General features: G+C 40.1%; 14 protein-coding genes and 1 pseudogene. 5 read left to right on the top strand and 10 right to left on the bottom strand.

Annotated features, from left to right (window positions below):
• Window positions 1-2: 2 nt before the first annotated feature.
• The 4 genes from E2K98_RS24140 to E2K98_RS24125 all read right to left on the bottom strand — a co-directional run bounded on the left by E2K98_RS24140 (window position 3) and on the right by E2K98_RS24125 (window position 5,078).
• Window positions 3-671: a helix-turn-helix transcriptional regulator gene (locus E2K98_RS24140; protein ID WP_308914293.1), complete on the bottom strand. Its 669-nt coding sequence runs from the start codon at window positions 669-671 to the stop codon at window positions 3-5.
• A 149-nt stretch (window positions 672-820) separates the two neighbouring features.
• Window positions 821-1,630: a bifunctional DNA-formamidopyrimidine glycosylase/DNA-(apurinic or apyrimidinic site) lyase gene (gene mutM, locus E2K98_RS24135; protein WP_133338724.1), complete on the bottom strand. Its 810-nt coding sequence runs from the start codon at window positions 1,628-1,630 to the stop codon at window positions 821-823.
• Between the two features lie 178 nt (window positions 1,631-1,808).
• On the bottom strand, window positions 1,809-3,287 hold the full coding sequence (locus E2K98_RS24130; protein ID WP_133338722.1) for an amino acid permease: 1,479 nt from the start codon (window positions 3,285-3,287) through the stop codon (window positions 1,809-1,811).
• Window positions 3,288-3,665: 378 nt separating this feature from the next.
• Entirely contained in the window at window positions 3,666-5,078 is a 1,413-nt protein-coding gene (locus E2K98_RS24125; protein WP_165976360.1) for an aminotransferase-like domain-containing protein, read from the bottom strand.
• A 149-nt stretch (window positions 5,079-5,227) separates the two neighbouring features.
• On the opposite strand from E2K98_RS24125, the pseudogene E2K98_RS24120 reads away from it, so the two are divergent.
• From E2K98_RS24120 to E2K98_RS24105, 4 genes and pseudogenes are all read left to right on the top strand, one after another.
• Window positions 5,228-6,131 (top strand): annotated as a pseudogene (locus E2K98_RS24120) (DMT family transporter).
• Window positions 6,132-6,458: 327 nt separating this feature from the next.
• Window positions 6,459-7,127, top strand: coding sequence for a YjbE family putative metal transport protein (locus E2K98_RS24115; protein ID WP_133338718.1), 669 nt, complete (start codon window positions 6,459-6,461; stop codon window positions 7,125-7,127).
• A 268-nt stretch (window positions 7,128-7,395) separates the two neighbouring features.
• Window positions 7,396-8,844, top strand: a complete 1,449-nt coding sequence (pdxR, locus tag E2K98_RS24110) for a MocR-like pyridoxine biosynthesis transcription factor PdxR (protein WP_133338716.1) — start codon at window positions 7,396-7,398, stop codon at window positions 8,842-8,844.
• 4 nt (window positions 8,845-8,848) lie between these two features.
• The gene (locus E2K98_RS24105; protein WP_133338714.1) at window positions 8,849-9,775 is read left to right on the top strand and encodes a D-alanine--D-alanine ligase; all 927 of its coding nucleotides are present in this window, start codon (window positions 8,849-8,851) and stop codon (window positions 9,773-9,775) included.
• Window positions 9,776-9,856: 81 nt separating this feature from the next.
• Here E2K98_RS24105 and E2K98_RS24100 read toward each other — a convergent pair whose 3' ends face one another.
• Window positions 9,857-11,014 carry a pyridoxal-phosphate-dependent aminotransferase family protein gene (locus tag E2K98_RS24100; RefSeq protein ID WP_133338712.1) on the bottom strand — a complete coding sequence of 386 codons (1,158 nt, stop codon included), beginning with the start codon at window positions 11,012-11,014 and terminating at the stop codon, window positions 9,857-9,859.
• A gap of 24 nt (window positions 11,015-11,038) precedes the next feature.
• Entirely contained in the window at window positions 11,039-11,374 is a 336-nt protein-coding gene (locus tag E2K98_RS24095) for a DUF1904 family protein (RefSeq protein ID WP_133338710.1), read from the bottom strand.
• A 264-nt stretch (window positions 11,375-11,638) separates the two neighbouring features.
• Here E2K98_RS24095 and E2K98_RS32135 point away from each other — a divergent pair, with 264 nt between their 5' ends.
• Window positions 11,639-11,767, top strand: a complete 129-nt coding sequence (locus tag E2K98_RS32135; RefSeq protein ID WP_268884133.1) for a hypothetical protein — start codon at window positions 11,639-11,641, stop codon at window positions 11,765-11,767.
• Between the two features lie 207 nt (window positions 11,768-11,974).
• Here E2K98_RS32135 and E2K98_RS24090 read toward each other — a convergent pair whose 3' ends face one another.
• The 4 genes from E2K98_RS24090 to E2K98_RS24075 are packed head-to-tail and all read right to left on the bottom strand — an operon-like array spanning window position 11,975 to window position 16,288.
• Complete coding sequence (locus E2K98_RS24090; RefSeq protein WP_133338708.1) at window positions 11,975-12,769, bottom strand: XdhC family protein; 795 nt, start codon at window positions 12,767-12,769, stop codon at window positions 11,975-11,977.
• 20 nt (window positions 12,770-12,789) lie between these two features.
• Window positions 12,790-13,668, bottom strand: coding sequence for an FAD binding domain-containing protein (locus E2K98_RS24085; protein WP_133338706.1), 879 nt, complete (start codon window positions 13,666-13,668; stop codon window positions 12,790-12,792).
• Window positions 13,653-14,129, bottom strand: a complete 477-nt coding sequence (locus E2K98_RS24080; protein WP_133338704.1) for a (2Fe-2S)-binding protein — start codon at window positions 14,127-14,129, stop codon at window positions 13,653-13,655. Before E2K98_RS24080 ends, E2K98_RS24085 begins: the two co-directional genes overlap by 16 nt.
• Entirely contained in the window at window positions 14,126-16,288 is a 2,163-nt protein-coding gene (locus E2K98_RS24075) for a xanthine dehydrogenase family protein molybdopterin-binding subunit (RefSeq protein WP_133338702.1), read from the bottom strand. The genes E2K98_RS24080 and E2K98_RS24075 overlap by 4 nt, the downstream gene beginning before the upstream one ends.
• Window positions 16,289-16,347: the final 59 nt, after the last annotated feature.

Genomic DNA, 16,347 nt, shown 5'->3' with positions numbered 1-16,347 from the left:
CCTCAACCAAGTTTTTGGTCCATTATTTCAAGGTATGCACGTGTAATCGTTGTCTTGGTAATCCGACCTACAAGTAAATATGTATGGTCATCCACTTCCTTCACAACGGGTAGGGAATCAATATGATTATTAATCATCTTTTTTGCTGCTTCTAGCAAGGTTTCTTCTGGGCGAATGGTAACGATGTTCGGCATCCGTGTCATGATGACACTAACAGGGAGCTCATTGAGGTTTTGATTACCAATTGCGGTTCGAAGCAAATCCTTCCGGGAAATGACCCCTGCTAGGTTTCCTTCCTCATCAACCGCATAAAGTGTGCCGACATCCTCTAAAAAAAGCTGAACAATTGCGTCATAAACTGAGGTGGATTTTTCAACAACAATTGGGTGGGCTTTAAAATCACTTACTTGTTGGTGTAAAAACTTTTCTGCATGTTGTTTTACTTCTAATTCCTGATTATAAAAATAGCCCACCCGGGGTCTTGCATCCAAATTTCCGGACATCGTTAAAATAGCCAGGTCAGGCCTTAGAGCTGCCCTTGTCAACGATAGTTTCTCGGCAATTTCCTTCCCGGTAATTGGTCCGCTTGCTTTTACAATTTGCAAGATTTCATCCTGTCGTTTTGTTAGTTTAATAACTTCCGCCCTCCTCTCAAAAAAATAGGTCCTAATCTGACGGAGTTTTTTAAATGTGTTATACTTATTTACATATAGTATATTACATTTAACCAAAATGCGAAACATTTATTTATACTATTTTCGACAATTTTCAAAACTATTAAAAATTTCCCTTTAAAAAGGCTCCCTCAAGGAGGTGAGCCTCATTTTTGACAAACAGGACAGAAAAAGGATTTTCGTGATGCAATGGTTGTTTTTTCAATCGGTGTTCGGCAGCGAAAGCAAGGCTGCTTTTCACGATCATACACCTTGCAAAACTGGTTATAGCTCCCTGTCTTTGTATCTCCAATAAAAAATGGATTTTCTAAATATCCCCCATGATTAAGGGCATCGGTCAGTACATTTTTCATCGAATCAAACAAATGGCTTTTCTCTTCATCCCGTATCTCTTGGATTTCCCTTGTTGGCAATATTCCGGAATGATAGCAGATTTCATCTGAATAGCAATTCCCAATCCCAGCAATAAATCCTTGGTCAAGAAGCTTAGCCTTAATTTTTCCACGCTTATGATCCATTAATTTCAAAAATGCTTCTAAAGTAAAGCTGCTTTCCAGTGGTTCCGGGCCTAAATCAGATAACTCTTGCTGCACGGCATTTTCATTATATAAATGTAGATAGCCAAGCCGTAGTCCGATGAAATATAAATGCTGATACCCAAAGGATAATCGAATTTGAATCGTCCGTTTCGGTTTTTCTTCCTCTGTCCCGTAAAACATCCACCCGCCAAGCATTAAATGCAATAACAGGACTTGTCCATTTTGAAGATGGAAAAGCAAATGCTTGGCTCTCCGGTCAACGGTCGCAACCTTTTGGTGAAGAACGCTGTTTATAAAAAGTTCGAGCTTTACATTAATAGATTTTTCACGGTTAATTTGCACATCTGTAATGACGTGGTCAGCAATCCGTTGATTTAATAATCTTCGGTAATTCTCCATTTCGGGAAGTTCAGGCATCTTGATTCCCTCCAATATTTTTCCTTTACCGAATATCTTTTCCTAAACTCCTAAAAAAATGAACGCAAAAAAACCGGACATCCCTGGAGGGCAAATTCCGCTTGAATTCTAAAAAAATGTCCTTCCAGCTACACACTGGAGGGACATTTTTTCAAACCTGGTCCGGTTTGCTCCTGTATTAATATTGCTCTTCTTCAAATGAACATTCTTTAAGCGGGATTACTTTCGTTTTATGGACGATTTTATATCCAAGCCAAACAATTAAAAAGATTGGCAATCCAATATAGGATACGGCTGCACCGTACCAATCAATTTTATCGGCCGTAAATGCTTGATAGTTTTGGCCAAGAATAATCACGACACACATTGCAAGTGCAAGCAGCGGACCTAACGGGAACCACTTTGCTTTGTATTTTAGTTGATTCAAGTCTTTTCCCTGTGCATTATAGGCTTTTCTAAATCGATAGTGGCTTATGGCAATACCTAACCAAGCAATAAAACCAGTTAAGCCGGAAGCATTTAATAACCATGTATAGACTTGATCCCCAAAGATTGAAGTTAAAAACGCTAATGCTCCAATAATGGTCGTTAAAACAAGGGCATTCATTGGAATACCACGCTTGTTTACATTTTGCAAAAATTTAGGTGCCTGGCCATCCTTTGCCATCGACCATAGCATCCGTGTCGCTGCATATAATCCTGAAGATCCGCAGGATAAAACGGATGTTAATATAACAGCATTCATGACAGAAGCGGTAAAGGCAATCCCTGCTTTTTCAAATACGAGAGTAAACGGACTCACCGCAATGCTATCAACGTCTCCACCTAATAGCTGAGGGCTTGTAAATGGAATGACAAGACCAATTACGGCAATGGCGCCAATATAGAATAATAGAATACGCCAAAATACTTGTCGGATAGCTTTTGGTACGTTTTTACCAGGATTTTCACTTTCCCCAGCAGCAATCCCGACTAGTTCTGTTCCTTGGAACGAGAACCCGGCAATGAAGAATATACTTAATATTGACATAAATCCGCCGTGTACAGGAGCATCTCCAATTGTAAAATTCTTAAAGCCGAGAGATTCACCGCCCAAAATACCGAAAATCGTCAGAAGGCCTACGCCAATGAAAACAATAATGGTAATAACTTTAATTAGTGCGAACCAATACTCTGACTCACCGTAACTTTTAACGGATAAAGCATTTAATAAAAACATAAGTCCTAAAAACAGTACGCTCCACACAATGCTTGGAACATCTGGAAGCCAAAATTTCATAATAATAGCCGATGCCGCAATTTCAACTGCCACGGTTACTGCCCAGTTAAACCAATAATTCCACCCTAATGCAAATCCAAGTGCTGGATCTACAAACCGGCCGGCATAGGTTGCGAAGGATCCGGAAACCGGCATATGAGTAGCCATTTCCCCAAGGCTTGTCATTAAAAAATATACCATAATTCCAATTAATCCATATGCCAGCAGCGCACCACCTGGTCCAGCCGTATGGATGGAAGCTCCCGTAGCTAAAAAGAGACCTGTTCCGATTGATCCGCCAATCGCAATCATTGTCATATGACGAGCCTTTAAATTACGTTTAATGGTGATCTCTCCACTATTATGAATTTCCTCTTTTACCTCTTTAACAACTGCCATCCACGTCCCGCCTTTACTATTGAAATATAAGTTTAATATTTTTCACCTTTTCCCCCTTAATTTCTCCCTCTTGATCCCTTCCCTTCTATTCTTTTTAATTGTTTTGGTTATAAAAAAAACCAGACAAGACATCTATCTTCAATAAAGAGGTTCGACTTTCGAATATTCCTTACGAAGTGCCCAATGTCTGTCTGATTTTAGTTAATATTATGTGTATAGGGACAACTCTTTTTAACTTTATGTAATCGCTTTCTTAATTAGCGACAGTTTAACGAAATTCCACTGTCCTCATTCATTATTATATGGACTGAAAAATATCATGTCAAGACAACTATTATTAATTTTCAAAAAAATAAATATATTAAAAATACTATTTAACTATACAACATCCAGCAAACTCTTTTTTAGGGTTAAGATCCCCATTTCCATTTCCTCAAAGCTTGCATAGGAATACGATAAGCGAATCGATGATTGATGGTCATGATAAATATAGCCCGGATTAATTAACACATTTTCATTTATACATTGCTTAAATAGTTTTTGCATATTGATCTTTTTCTTAAAAAGAACCCAAATAAATAATCCCCCTGATGGTTTGGACCAGGAAGCAACATCACTTAAATGAAGAGTAAGTAATTGGAGAAGGTAATCTCTTCTCTCTTTAAGGATGGTTCTAACATTCTTTAAATGGTTTTCATACATCCCTGATGCAAGCAGCTCTTTTACTAGTAACTGAGACAAATAACTTGAACCATAATCGGTTTGCATTCTCACATCCCGAAGGCGTTTAATGACCGCTTCAGGTCCCGCCAACCAGCCAATGCGCAGACCGGGCGCAATCGTTTTTGAAAAACTGCCAATATATAAAACTTGTCCATTTTTATCTAATACTTTTATTGGAGCAGGAGGCCGTGCATCCATCCATAAATCTCTAAAAATATCATCTTCTATGATGGGCAGCTTATAATGCTGGCATTTTTCTAGCAAGATTTTTCTTTGTTCCAGTGACATATTAGTTGTTGTCGGATTGTGAAAGGTAGGATTAATAAACAGGGCAGAGGCGTTTCTTGTAAAGGTTTGTTGAAATAACTCCTCGATTCTTAGTCCATTCCCATCGACAGGGATTCTCTTGATTGTCATCTCTTCCGGAAATACATTGACGGAATGTAAGTACGAAGGGTTTTCTAAAAACACGGTTGACCCTCTTTTCAATATTCCAACTGTAATTAATTTAAGTGCCTGTAAGGCGCCTGAGACGATTAAGATACATTCCGGTTTTATCTTGATGCCGCTTTTTTGGAGATGCCTACTAATCTCTTTTCTTAATCCCAGATCCCCTAACCCATCACCGTACCCAAAATCCTGAATCTGGGTTGAGACTGCCCCCATTGCTTTGGCGATTTCTGAATGAGGAAACAAGTCAGGTCCAAGCTCCCCTTTACTTAGTTGGATTAAATCCTTTCTCGTTTCTAATTCATTAATCAGTTGTACCGTATGAACACTTGAGGGCTGCAGGGACCATTTCGTTAAATCATTCCAGTCTGGGGGAGACATTTCCGAATTAAGGGACCATTGATTGTGAATGACATAAATACCGCTGCCGGTTTTTCCCTCCAATAAACCCTCAGACTTGACGATTTCGATTGCCGTTATGACCGTACTTCTGTTGACACCAAATTTTTCTGCTATTTCACGTTGGGTTGGGATTTTACTCCCAATTACCCATTCGCCCTGTTCAATTTTCTCCCTCATCCAGTGAACGATTTGCAGGTATCGAGGCTTTTTATTCATAAACATCATTCTTTCATATTTGTTGGTTTTTTTCTTTTTCAATTGGTTGGCGATTTCGATTCTTTCATATTTTATTATAATTTTATAATTTCGTCTTCCCTAATGGGCGGTTGGCACTCTTCAATATATGAAAGAAATGAGGGAGAATCATGAATGGTAGACTTTTCGTTGCATATAGTTTGATCATTGTTGCATGGGGATCGGCTTTTCCTGGAATCAAGGCTGCACTAGAATCGTATAGTCCGGAACATCTTGCCCTGTTCCGGCTATTAATTGGCTCCATTATCCTCATTATTTTTGCGGTAGTTAAAAAAATTAAACTACCAGATTTAAGGGATATCCCCTTCATCCTTTTACTTGGTTTTCTCGGTTTCATGACCTACCATACTGCTTTAAGTATTGGCGAAGAAACGGTGAGTGCCGGAATGGCCAGTTTGTTCGTATCCACTACACCTATAATCTCAGCTATATTAGCAGTCGTTTTTTCAAAAGAAAAATTTCATAAAATGGGGTGGATTGGCTCAATTATCGCCTTTTTAGGTGTTGCGATGATTTCGTTCGGATCAGGAATTCCACAAACTGCGTATCTAAAAGGGGGTAATCTTTATTTTGATTGCCGCCTTAGGAGAGAGCTTTTATTTTATCTTTCAATCAAACTATTTAAAAAAATACGGTTTCATCCCTTTTACGATTTATACGATTCTTGCAGGTACACTTTTCATGCTGATCTTTTTACCGGGTTTAGGAAATGAAATTGCTGCAGCTTCTTATTCTGCTACTTTTTCGGTTATTTATTTGGGGCTGGTTCCTACTGTTCTTCCATATTTGGCTATGGCCTATGTAACCGAAAATGCCGGTGCATTGGCTGCAACAAGCTCGTTATATTTAACTCCTGTCGCTGCATTTGTGATCTCTTGGATTTTCTTAAATGAAGTACCTACATGGATTACGCTTGTCGGCGGGGTGATTACCTTAGTTGGGGTAAGTATTTCCAGCATGAAGATCAAACAGGATGATCTAACTCTCGGTTGTACTGCAAATACTCGTGGATGAGCACTAAATACTCTCGGATAACCTAGCAATACTCTCGTTTTTCGATCTAGCTATCGGATATGCGGCAAATACTCGTGGATGAACGTTAAATACTCTCGGATAACCTTTCAATACTCTCGTTTTCCGATCTAACTATCGGATATGCGGCAAATATTCTCGGATGGGCACTAAATTCTCTCGTTTTCCGATCTAATAACCATAAAAAATAGATTTGGTCGGATTTTCCATATTAAGTACATAAAAATTATGTCCGAAATCACCCAAAATATGATATACCAATATCATAGATGTTCAAAAAATATACATAAATACGGGGGAATTAAAGACATGACGGTTCTTCAAATTTTAAGTTTAATTGGAATCGATATTCTGTTATCGGGTGATAATGCAGTGGTTATCGCCTTAGCTGCGAGTAAAGTACCACAGCACATGAGAAATCGAGCCATTTTCGGCGGGACATTAATGGCGATTGTTTTAAGGATTCTAGCAGCAACCATTTTAATTCAATTTCTAGAATTTCCATTCGTGCAATTAGTGGGCGGTTTAATCTTATTGCGAATCAGCTACAATTTAATCGCACATAAAGAAGAAGACGATCCGAATATCAAACAATCCGACAAAGTTCTAGGAGCAATCAAAACGATTGCGATTGCCGATTTCGCCATGTCTATTGATAATGTGATCGCGTTATCAAGCGTTGCAGAAGGAATTCTACCGATTGCGATTGGAATTCTCATCTCCATCCCAATCATTATTTTTGGTAGCAAATTACTAATGAATTTAATGGAGAAATTTCCAATCATCGTGTATGCCGGTGCAGGATTATTAACCTTTGCTGCTGGTAAAATGATGGTTGAAGATAAAGGATTAGAAAAGTTCCACATCTTAGTTCCAGACTCCTTTCACTTAGTTATTCCGATTGCTATGGCTATCATTTTGGTGGTAGCAGTATTTGTAAAGAACAACATGGCAAAAGAAGAAAAAGCTGCTGCATAGAGTTAAAAAGCACCGATTCATTGATCGGTGCTTTTTCTACTTGTTAATACTAAATGCTAAGTAATCCTCCGAGGCGATCTTTCATAAACATCAAATAGCCCCCACCTTCTTGTCTAATTCATCCATCCAATTCGCAAAAAGGATATTTAATTTAGTTTCAAAATAATCTTCAGTACACACCTACCACAACACCGTAAAAATACATATGGTGTGGACCTTTTGCAAAAGGCGCTTGTTATGTAAAAATGTTAGCAAGGGGGTGAATGCAGTGTTTAACGATTTTAAGTTAACGGAAGGCCGTCCTGTATATATTCAACTGAAGGAATATTTAAAAAGAATGATCACCAACGGACATTTACTTGAGCACCAAAAGCTTCCATCCACACGTGAACTTAGCACGTTATTATCCATCAGCCGAAACACCGTCCTAACGGCATATGCGGATTTGGAACAAGAAGGCATGATCTATGCGGTAAAAGGAAAAGGAAACTTTGTAAGTCACGTTGAGACCTTCAAATCCCCATCCATCCAGTTGAATTGGACTGAAAAAATCAATAACCAATCCTTTTTGGCAGAAGAAATGGACCTTATGAAGCATGGAGTCCGCTGGAATAAGGAAATGATCTCTTTTACGAGTATCGCCCCTGATGAAAAGCTTTTTGATGTAGAAAATTTTAAAAGAGCTTTTTTAAATCGGATGTCCATTGAGGGAGACATTGTTCTGAACTATGGATATGCAAAGGGCTATAAACCACTGATCGAATACCTCCTTCACTACATGGAAATTAAAGGGGTAGACATTCGAAATAAGGATGTTTTAATTACCAATGGCTTCACGGAAGCTCTGGATCTCCTTTTATCTTCTTTAAATAAAAAGAACGGCCGTGTTATTTGTGAAAATCCAACCCATCACTCTGCCCTTAAGCTCTTTCGATTACATGGCTTTGAAATCGATGGAATTGAAATGGAGGATGACGGGGTCAATATTAGGAAGTTAGAAACCTCCTTATCAAAAAAAGAGTATGATTTTGCCTACTTGATTCCGTCTTATCATAATCCAACTGGAATCGTAACGTCCTCTGAAAAAAGAAAGGAAATCATGGAGCTGTTTTCCGCCTATCAGCTTCCGATTGTTGAGGATGGATTTAATGAAGAATTACGTTACTCAGGGTCACATCTGGCACCGTTGGCTGCCTTCGCCGGACACGGCAATCATGTCATTTATATTAGCAGTTTCTCTAAAATTCTTTTTCCTGGATTGCGGGTCGGATGGATTTTAGCAGACAAAGAGTTGATTTATTACTTGGAAAGTATGAAACGAGCCCGAACGATTCATACGTCTACATTGGATCAAGCGGTGTTATATCAATATTTGAATGATGGCTACTTTGAGAAGTATATTAAAAAAGCGAAATCCGTCTATAAAAAAAAGTATGAATTAGCTGTTCATTATTGTAAGCAACTTATTCCTTTCAAACGGTTAACGGGTGACGGTGGACTCCACCTTTTTATAGAACTAGAAAACAACATCGATTCACGGAAACTTTTAGAAAAATGTTACCAAAACGGAGTTGTTTTTTCTCCAGGCGATGTTTTTTACACGGACAATAGTGGAAAGCATACGTTACGATTAGGATTTTCTCGGCTGAAAGAAAGCGAGATTATCCAAGGAATTACGATCATAGGTGACACAATAAAAAATCATTATGGGGGCTAAAAAAATGAGAGTTGGCGTCATTATGGGAGGGGTTTCTTCCGAGAAACAAGTTTCGCTCATGACAGGTGAAGAAATGATGGTGCAATTAGATAAAAATAAATATGAAATTGTACCGATCCAACTAGATCACAAAGAAGATTTAGTGGAAAAGGCGAAAAATCTTGATGTTGCGCTACTAGCGCTACATGGCAAGTTCGGTGAGGACGGCACCATTCAAGGTACCCTTGAAACCCTTGGAGTTCCTTATACCGGGAGCAACGTCCTGTCCAGCAGCTTATGCATGGATAAGAATATCTCGAAAAAAATCATCCGGTATGAAGGAGTGCAAACACCGGATTGGATTCACCTAACGAACATCGAAGAACTTAATATGGATGAACTAGACAAGATGGGTTACCCAGTAGTGGTGAAACCTAATTCAGGTGGTTCAAGTGTAGGAGTAAAAATTGTTTATGACCAAGACTCGGTAACGGCTGCGATTGCTGAAGTATTCAAATGGGATGCTGAAGTGGTGATCGAAAAGTGTATAAAGGGCGAGGAAATCACTTGTTCGATATTGGACGGACAGCTTTTACCGGTGATTTCCATTCGTCATAAGGGAGAGTTTTTTGATTATACCTCCAAATATGATGATGCGGCTACCATTGAAGAGGTGGTCGAGCTCTCGCCTGAAACAAAAACCAGAGTCGCAATTGCAGCAATGACTTGCTATAAAGCATTGAAATGTAGTGTTTATGCCCGAATCGACATGATGATTCAAAACGGGATCCCTTATGTGTTAGAACTTAATTCATTACCTGGGATGACAAAAAATAGCCTGTTGCCAAAAAGCGCACAAGCAGCGGGGATCCCTTATCATAAGCTGCTTGACATAATCATTGAAAATTCACTTAAAGTAAGAGCAATGGAAGGTATTAATAAGAGATTATAAACACTAACTAGAATTTCCATGGGGAGAATTAAAAAACCCTTCGTTTGAATAGAAACGAAGGGTTCGTTAGTAAAAATCTTATCACTTGCTTAGTGTAGACAAGAAAACCTTTTGTGCCGCCCTAACTCCTGCCCCATGTTCAAATAAATAGGAAAAATCCTGTAGCCCTGCTTCGATCAGGGAAACAGCTTCGAGGATATCACTTGGGAAGCAATAGCCCATATGTCCAAATCTAAAAATTTTACCTTGCAGATGGCCAAGCCCGCCGGCAAGATCAAGGTGATATTTCTTCTTTAAATGTTCCAAAAAGGATGGTAGCTCCAAACCTTCCGGTGTTCGGATTGCAGTAATCGTTGGCGAGGCAAACTCATCACTTGTCAATAATCCAATGGAGAGAGCCTTCATGGCTTCACGAACCATACTTTTCATTACTTCATGTCGTTCGATGGTTTTCACAAATCCGCCTTCCTCCTCAATTAAGTCACAAACAGCAGAAAGTCCCATAATCAAGGAAATCGCAGGCGTGTTAGGCGTCATCCCTTTTGAAGCCCACTCCCGATAACTCAATAAATTTAAATAATACGCAGGTGTAGGATTCGCCTCGATCACTTTCCAGGCTCTTTCACTTACACTTAAAAGCGAAAGTCCTGGTGGAAGCATCATCGCTTTTTGTGAACCTGTTACGAGAATATCGATGCCCCATTCGTCCATTTCAGCTGGAGCACCGCCAATACAGCTCACCCCATCGACAATGAAGAGTGCTTCTGTATGAGTGCGCACCACCTTGCCTAATTGATTGATCGGGTTTAAGATTCCGGTAGAAGTTTCATTATAAGTAGCAAAAACAGCTTTAATGTTGGATAACGGCTTCAAAAATTCAGTCAGATCTTCTTCCGTACAGGCCTCGCCCCAATTCTTTGCAAGCTTATGTACATGAAAGCCGTATTTCTCACAAATTGAAACGAAGTAATCACCGAAGGCGCCAACCGTGATGACGACTACTTCTTCTCCTGGAGAAACAGTATTGACCGCTGCCGCTTCTAACGCAGCTGTTCCCCCTGATGGCAAAAGCAAAATATCTTGCTTTGTTCCGAAAATAGGCTTCACTCGATGTGTTGTTTCTTGATATAACTTAACAAATTCCTCCGTACGATGACTAATCATATCCTGCGCCATGGCCAGTTCAACTTTTTTAGGAATTGGTGTCGGCCCTGGATGTCTTAATATATTTGGATTCATACCTTTCCCTCCGGTTTATAAAGATTATTCTTCCGCAAAACTCTTCCCATTTAAATAATAATCAGATTCTCTAAACGTACTAAAAGCAACTTCTACTTCCGGGATCTCGAGCGAGTGAACCTGTTTCGTGATAATATTCGCAAATTCGTCCCGAATTTCCTGCCCTCTTTCAAACCATTTCACTTCAATAAATGGATATCCCGGCACCTCGTTTCCATCAAAAACAAAAGTTGAATGGACAACCTCGAGTGTGAAATTGTCCGTCCCGCAGGCACAAAGATCCGCTAATTCCTGTACGAGTGGTTTACTAATGGTTTTCACCTGCTCAACTGTTATTCCACGAATAAATAAATGTGGCACTTCAAATCCCCTCCCGTATTTTGTAATCTAATCCGATTATATCCGTTACCTAGTTTGTTTCCAATTATCCCGCCTTCCATCACTTCAAAAACGTTTTTCCCAAGGAAGTTGTGCTAATCGTTGCAGGGTTTACCACACACCTCTTTATTACTGGAAAATTTAAAATTAATCCATTAAAAAAAGCAATTGAAGATTTTAACGATTTATATTAAAATGGTTTCTTTGCTGGCATATTAATGATATATCATAATCCGGAGGGAAATCATGAGCAAATCAGAAGAATTGAAACAGGAATTACAGGTCTTAACCAGTCGACGTGAACGGATGCAGAAGAACCTTTATGAAGTGGAAAAACGCATTAATGAAATTGTTAATGAATTGAAAAAGCAATAAAATCATCTTCACTAGCGGAATTCACTCATATCAGGGGCTTTCCTTAAATAATTTGCTGCCGCAACGGCAGCATTCTTATTGAATTATACCCGCTAAATTCCCATGCTACTTGTTACTAATTAGAAAATTTCGCAGGGAGAATTCCCATAGTTTTTTCCCAACGAAAAAAAACCAGAGGAACCGTCACTCCGGTTACGGGTCCCCTGGTCACCTATTTAATTGTTTCACTTTCAAAGTCCTTTTTTCCCTGTTGACTTTGATGATTTCTCCGATAATCCCGATAGCAATTTCTTCCGATGTTTCTGATCCAATTTTCAATCCAATTGGGGAATGAACCTGTTCCAACTGTTCTGGTGTGACCCCTTCACTTTTTAGTTTTTCAAATACATGGATGGCTCTTCGTTTACTGGCAACCATTCCAATATAGGCACACGGAAATTGTAGTGCAGTTTTTAAGGCAATATCATCACAATCCTTTGTAAAAATCGCCACATAGGACTTTTCATTTAGATTGGCTGCGAGCAAAGCCTTTTCAATATCTTCATTCACAAAAAGGTTAGCCGCATGGGGAAAGCGTTCCCTAGTACAATAATCCACACGATCATCGACAATGCAATAGGGATATTCCAGGAAATCAGCAAGCTTTGCCACAGCGTAGCCTATATGACCGGCTCCAACCAGAACGAGTTCTGGCCTGCTGGTATACACTTCAATAAAAACCCGTACCGTACCGCCACAATCCATGTCGATCCCGTCTTTTGCGTATTTATTCAATTTATATTCAACGATATTCGATTGACCATTTTCGATCGCCTTTACACATTCTTCGATCACATAGTGTTCAGCCAAGCCCCCTCCGACAGTCCCTTCTATCGTACCATCACGGTAAACAATCATTTTCCCTACATGCCTGGGAGTAGAACCCTTTGATTCAATAATCATGGCTAAAGCAAAGGTTTCATTTTGCCGTGTCAATAAGGCTACTTTTTCCATCAGCAGCATGAAGATCTCCCCCCCCTTTTTTAAGAAAATGAATTCGTTTGATCGTGCTTCTGGTTGAGAAAATAACGTAAAAGATTTAACGCTACCGTTTTTCTGTAATCCGCAGTGGAGCGTTGATCGTCGATGGGCCGAATAATCTTTTCAAATGCTGCCACAATCGTCGCGATGTCTGCATCGGCTAATGGAATCGGTTTTCCAACCAACATCTTCTCAATATCAAGGGAACGGACCATCGTAGGTCCGACCGCCCCGAAGGCCAAGCGAATGTCATCGATTCGATCTTTGCTTATCTTGATGAAACCCGCAAACGATACTTTGGCAATGGCATCTGCGTTTCGGTTGCCGACTTTCTCAAAAACGACCTGAGAATCTTCTTCTAAAATAGAAGGAAGAATAATCTCCGCTACGATTTCATTGTGAAAGCGTTGAATCCGTCGTGGACCTTGAATAAAATCACTGATCCTAGCGGTGCGTTCCCCATTTATGGAGCGTAACAGAAGCTTTGCATTGTATACATATAATAACGGAAGTGTATCACCGGCTGGAGAGGCGTTGCAAATATTACCACCTAATGTTCCTCTGTTTCGAATGGCCGGGGCAGCAATAGTTTGAATGGCTTTCTTTAATGATCCGGGAATTAATGGATGTTCAAGTAATTCACTATAGGTACAGCAGGCCCCGATGTGGAGATCCTTTTGGTTTTGATATATCTGCTTTAATTCGGAAAGATGATCAATAAAAACAATCGGTTTCGGGATTTTCAGGGGTACTCCTCTTCCACTTTTATGAAGAACCATGACGTCTGTACCACCGGCGATGATGGCACAGTCTTCTCGATTCAATTGGCTCAAGGTTTGGTCTAAACGTTCGAAACGGTACGCGGCTATTTTTTCTGCCATAAGCCGTCACCTTTCTTAGCTGCTAGGTTAATCGCATCTACAATCATATTGTAGCCGGTACATCGGCACAGATTTCCGGAAATCCCTTCACGAATTTCAGCCTCTGAAGGATGAGCATTTTTTGATAACAAAGCTGCACTTGCCATAATCATCCCTGGAATGCAATAGCCACATTGCACGCCACCAGCAATAGAATAGCTTTCATCTAAAATCTTAAATTGTTCCGTTTCAATGATCCCTTCAATCGTTTGAATATCAGCACCAGCAATCGAGCCAATGGGAATAAGGCAGCTGTTTTGCAGGAGGTTATTTACAAAAACACTGCAGGCTCCGCACTCCCCTTCCCCACAGCCTTCCTTCGTTCCGATTAACTCAAACTCATCTCTTATTAAATCAAGTAATCTTACTGTAGGAGGGGCGTCCGTTTCTACGATTCTTCCATTTAGTGTGAATTTAATCATCCCTCTTCACCTTCTTTCAATAGAAGACTTTCCATAATGACTTCCGGTGTAATCGGAATTTGCTGAAAAGACATTTGCAATGCATCCTCGATCGCCGCTTGGACTGCTGGAGCACCGCCGATTAAGGTTAATTCACCTGCGCCCTTCGCCCCGTATGGACCATCAGCATAGGGGTTATCGAAGACCTTGCTTTCAATTGTAACAACGTCCAATGAAGTCGGCGGACCATAATCCGATATGCTTTTTTGCTGGATTCTGCCTTGTTTTGACGTCATCTTTTCTAGATAACCGTACGCTAGTCCCTGAGCTAAACCACCGTCAATTTGGCCTTTCATAATCAGTTCATCGATGACCTTCCCAACTTCATAATTGCCGTAGACTTTTTCTAACTTTACATTTCCTGTTACTGTATCCACTTCTACTTCTACGATATTGGTTCCCCATGAATAAGCAGGGTAGGCATCTCCAGTGAAGTTCGATTCGTTCCAAGGAATCATTTCACGGTGAACATAATGCTCGACTACTTCCTGTTCGACCCCCTTTTTCCACTGTTCCTTCAGTTTTTTTGCGGCCCGTTCAAGCAATTTTCCGACAATCATCGTCGTCCTAGAGGCAACAGTCGGACCGGAGTCGGGAACCTCTTTTGTATCGGGATTAGGGTATAAAACTCTCTCAAATGGGAGGTCGAGTTCTTTGGCAACAATTTTACTTAGCGTCGTATAAATTCCTTGTCCCATATCAGAATTCGAGATTTTTATCATAACCATTCCGTCTTTTGATTTAACCAGTTTCACCGTTGCTTTAATATGATCACGTTCGCCACTGCCGGTAAATCCACAGCCGTGGAGGAACAACGAGGTTCCGATGCCCTTTTTATAGCGCTGGCTTTGTTGATTTAAACGCTGAAACTCCTCTTTTTTCCTTTTATATTCAGATTTGGTTAGCAAATCCTCAATCATTTCTTCCATTAAGATTGGGTCGCGGAAATTTCCTTTAGTAATCGTGGGGTCTCCTTGTTTGACGAGGTATTTTCGTTTATATTCAAGTGGATCGATGTTTGCTAGTTTACTAAGATGTCCCATATGACTCTCGATTCCAGCAAAGCTTTGTGGAGCTCCAAAGCCTCTGAAGGCTCCGTTGGGAACAGTATTGGTTTTTAAGACATATCCTTTTGCATGAAAATGAGGAATTTTATAAACACCGGCACTATTTATTAAGGCGCGCTGTAATACGACAGAGCTCAATCCCTCATTGGCTCCGCCATCAAGAAAAACATCCACACACATGCCCAAAATATTTCCTTTCTGATCAAGGGCCGTTCGATATTTTAGTTTGGCCGGATGCCTTTTGGTCGTCACCACCATATCCTCAGAACGGTCGAACACGAGCATCACTGATTTTTTAACTGCTTTTGCAGCAACTGCGACGTGACAAGCCATCATCGAGGGAAAATCTTCTTTGCCGCCAAAGCCACCGCCAGTAGGACTTTGAACCACTCTGACTTCATCGTCACCACACGCTAAAGCGTTTACCAGCGCGTTTTTTATATAATAAAGACATTGCATCGATCCCTGGACGACAATTTCATCCTCCTTATAAATGGCGAGCATTCCTTGTGGCTCAAGGTAGACGTGCTCCTGATAACCAGTATCATATTCTTCTTCGATGATTTGATGAGCCCCCTGCTCGATCGTTGAAATAGTCTCTAAGCTTTCCCCAAATTCATAGCAAGACATCATAACCCCGGATGTTGATTTTTGCTGGATCGCTTCGTCCAATGTATAAATAGCCTGTTGTTCTTCAAATTCAATCTTTACTTCATCTAACAAACTGTACAGAATATCCAGGTCTTTTCCAACGAGCATCAGAATCGGCTCACCAATATACTGGACCCACTCATTGGCAAAAATGGGCTGGTCTTCTTTGATAATTTTGACATAATTCGGTCCGGGGATATGCTCTGCTCCAACAGCTTCATATCCTTCCGGGAGGGTTGGTAATTGTATGGATAAGATTTTTCCGTATGCTATGGGCGACCGGTACAAAACACCATATACCATATTTTCTAATTTCAAGTCACTAATATAGGGTAATTGACCTGATACTTTACCTTTATGGTCCTTTTTGGGTACTGAAATGCTTATGTCTTTGAGATTCATGGCAGCAACACCCTTCGACTCGTTTTTTAAAAGGGGACATAGAATGATAGAAACCTCTT

It is taken from the genome of Bacillus salipaludis (genome assembly GCF_004358205.1).
Note: the sequence above shows the minus strand (reverse complement) of the source record. Positions and strands in the feature narration are given on the sequence as shown.

Bases quoted from the DNA above. Each gene is read 5' to 3' on its own strand.
- E2K98_RS24130 (WP_133338722.1), bottom strand. From the start codon at position 3,287: ATGGCAGTTGTTAAAGAGGTAAAAGAGGAAATTCATAATAGTGGAGAG.
- E2K98_RS24115 (WP_133338718.1), top strand. From the start codon at position 6,459: ATGACGGTTCTTCAAATTTTAAGTTTAATTGGAATCGATATTCTGTTA.
- mutM (WP_133338724.1), bottom strand. From the start codon at position 1,630: ATGCCTGAACTTCCCGAAATGGAGAATTACCGAAGATTATTAAATCAA.
- E2K98_RS24100 (WP_133338712.1), bottom strand. From the start codon at position 11,014: ATGAATCCAAATATATTAAGACATCCAGGGCCGACACCAATTCCTAAA.
- E2K98_RS24085 (WP_133338706.1), bottom strand. From the start codon at position 13,668: ATGGCAGAAAAAATAGCCGCGTACCGTTTCGAACGTTTAGACCAAACC.
- E2K98_RS24105 (WP_133338714.1), top strand. From the start codon at position 8,849: ATGAGAGTTGGCGTCATTATGGGAGGGGTTTCTTCCGAGAAACAAGTT.
- E2K98_RS24075 (WP_133338702.1), bottom strand. From the start codon at position 16,288: ATGAATCTCAAAGACATAAGCATTTCAGTACCCAAAAAGGACCATAAA.
- E2K98_RS24125 (WP_165976360.1), bottom strand. From the start codon at position 5,078: ATGAATAAAAAGCCTCGATACCTGCAAATCGTTCACTGGATGAGGGAG.
- E2K98_RS24090 (WP_133338708.1), bottom strand. From the start codon at position 12,769: ATGCTGCTGATGGAAAAAGTAGCCTTATTGACACGGCAAAATGAAACC.
- E2K98_RS32135 (WP_268884133.1), top strand. From the start codon at position 11,639: ATGAGCAAATCAGAAGAATTGAAACAGGAATTACAGGTCTTAACCAGT.
- E2K98_RS24080 (WP_133338704.1), bottom strand. From the start codon at position 14,129: ATGATTAAATTCACACTAAATGGAAGAATCGTAGAAACGGACGCCCCT.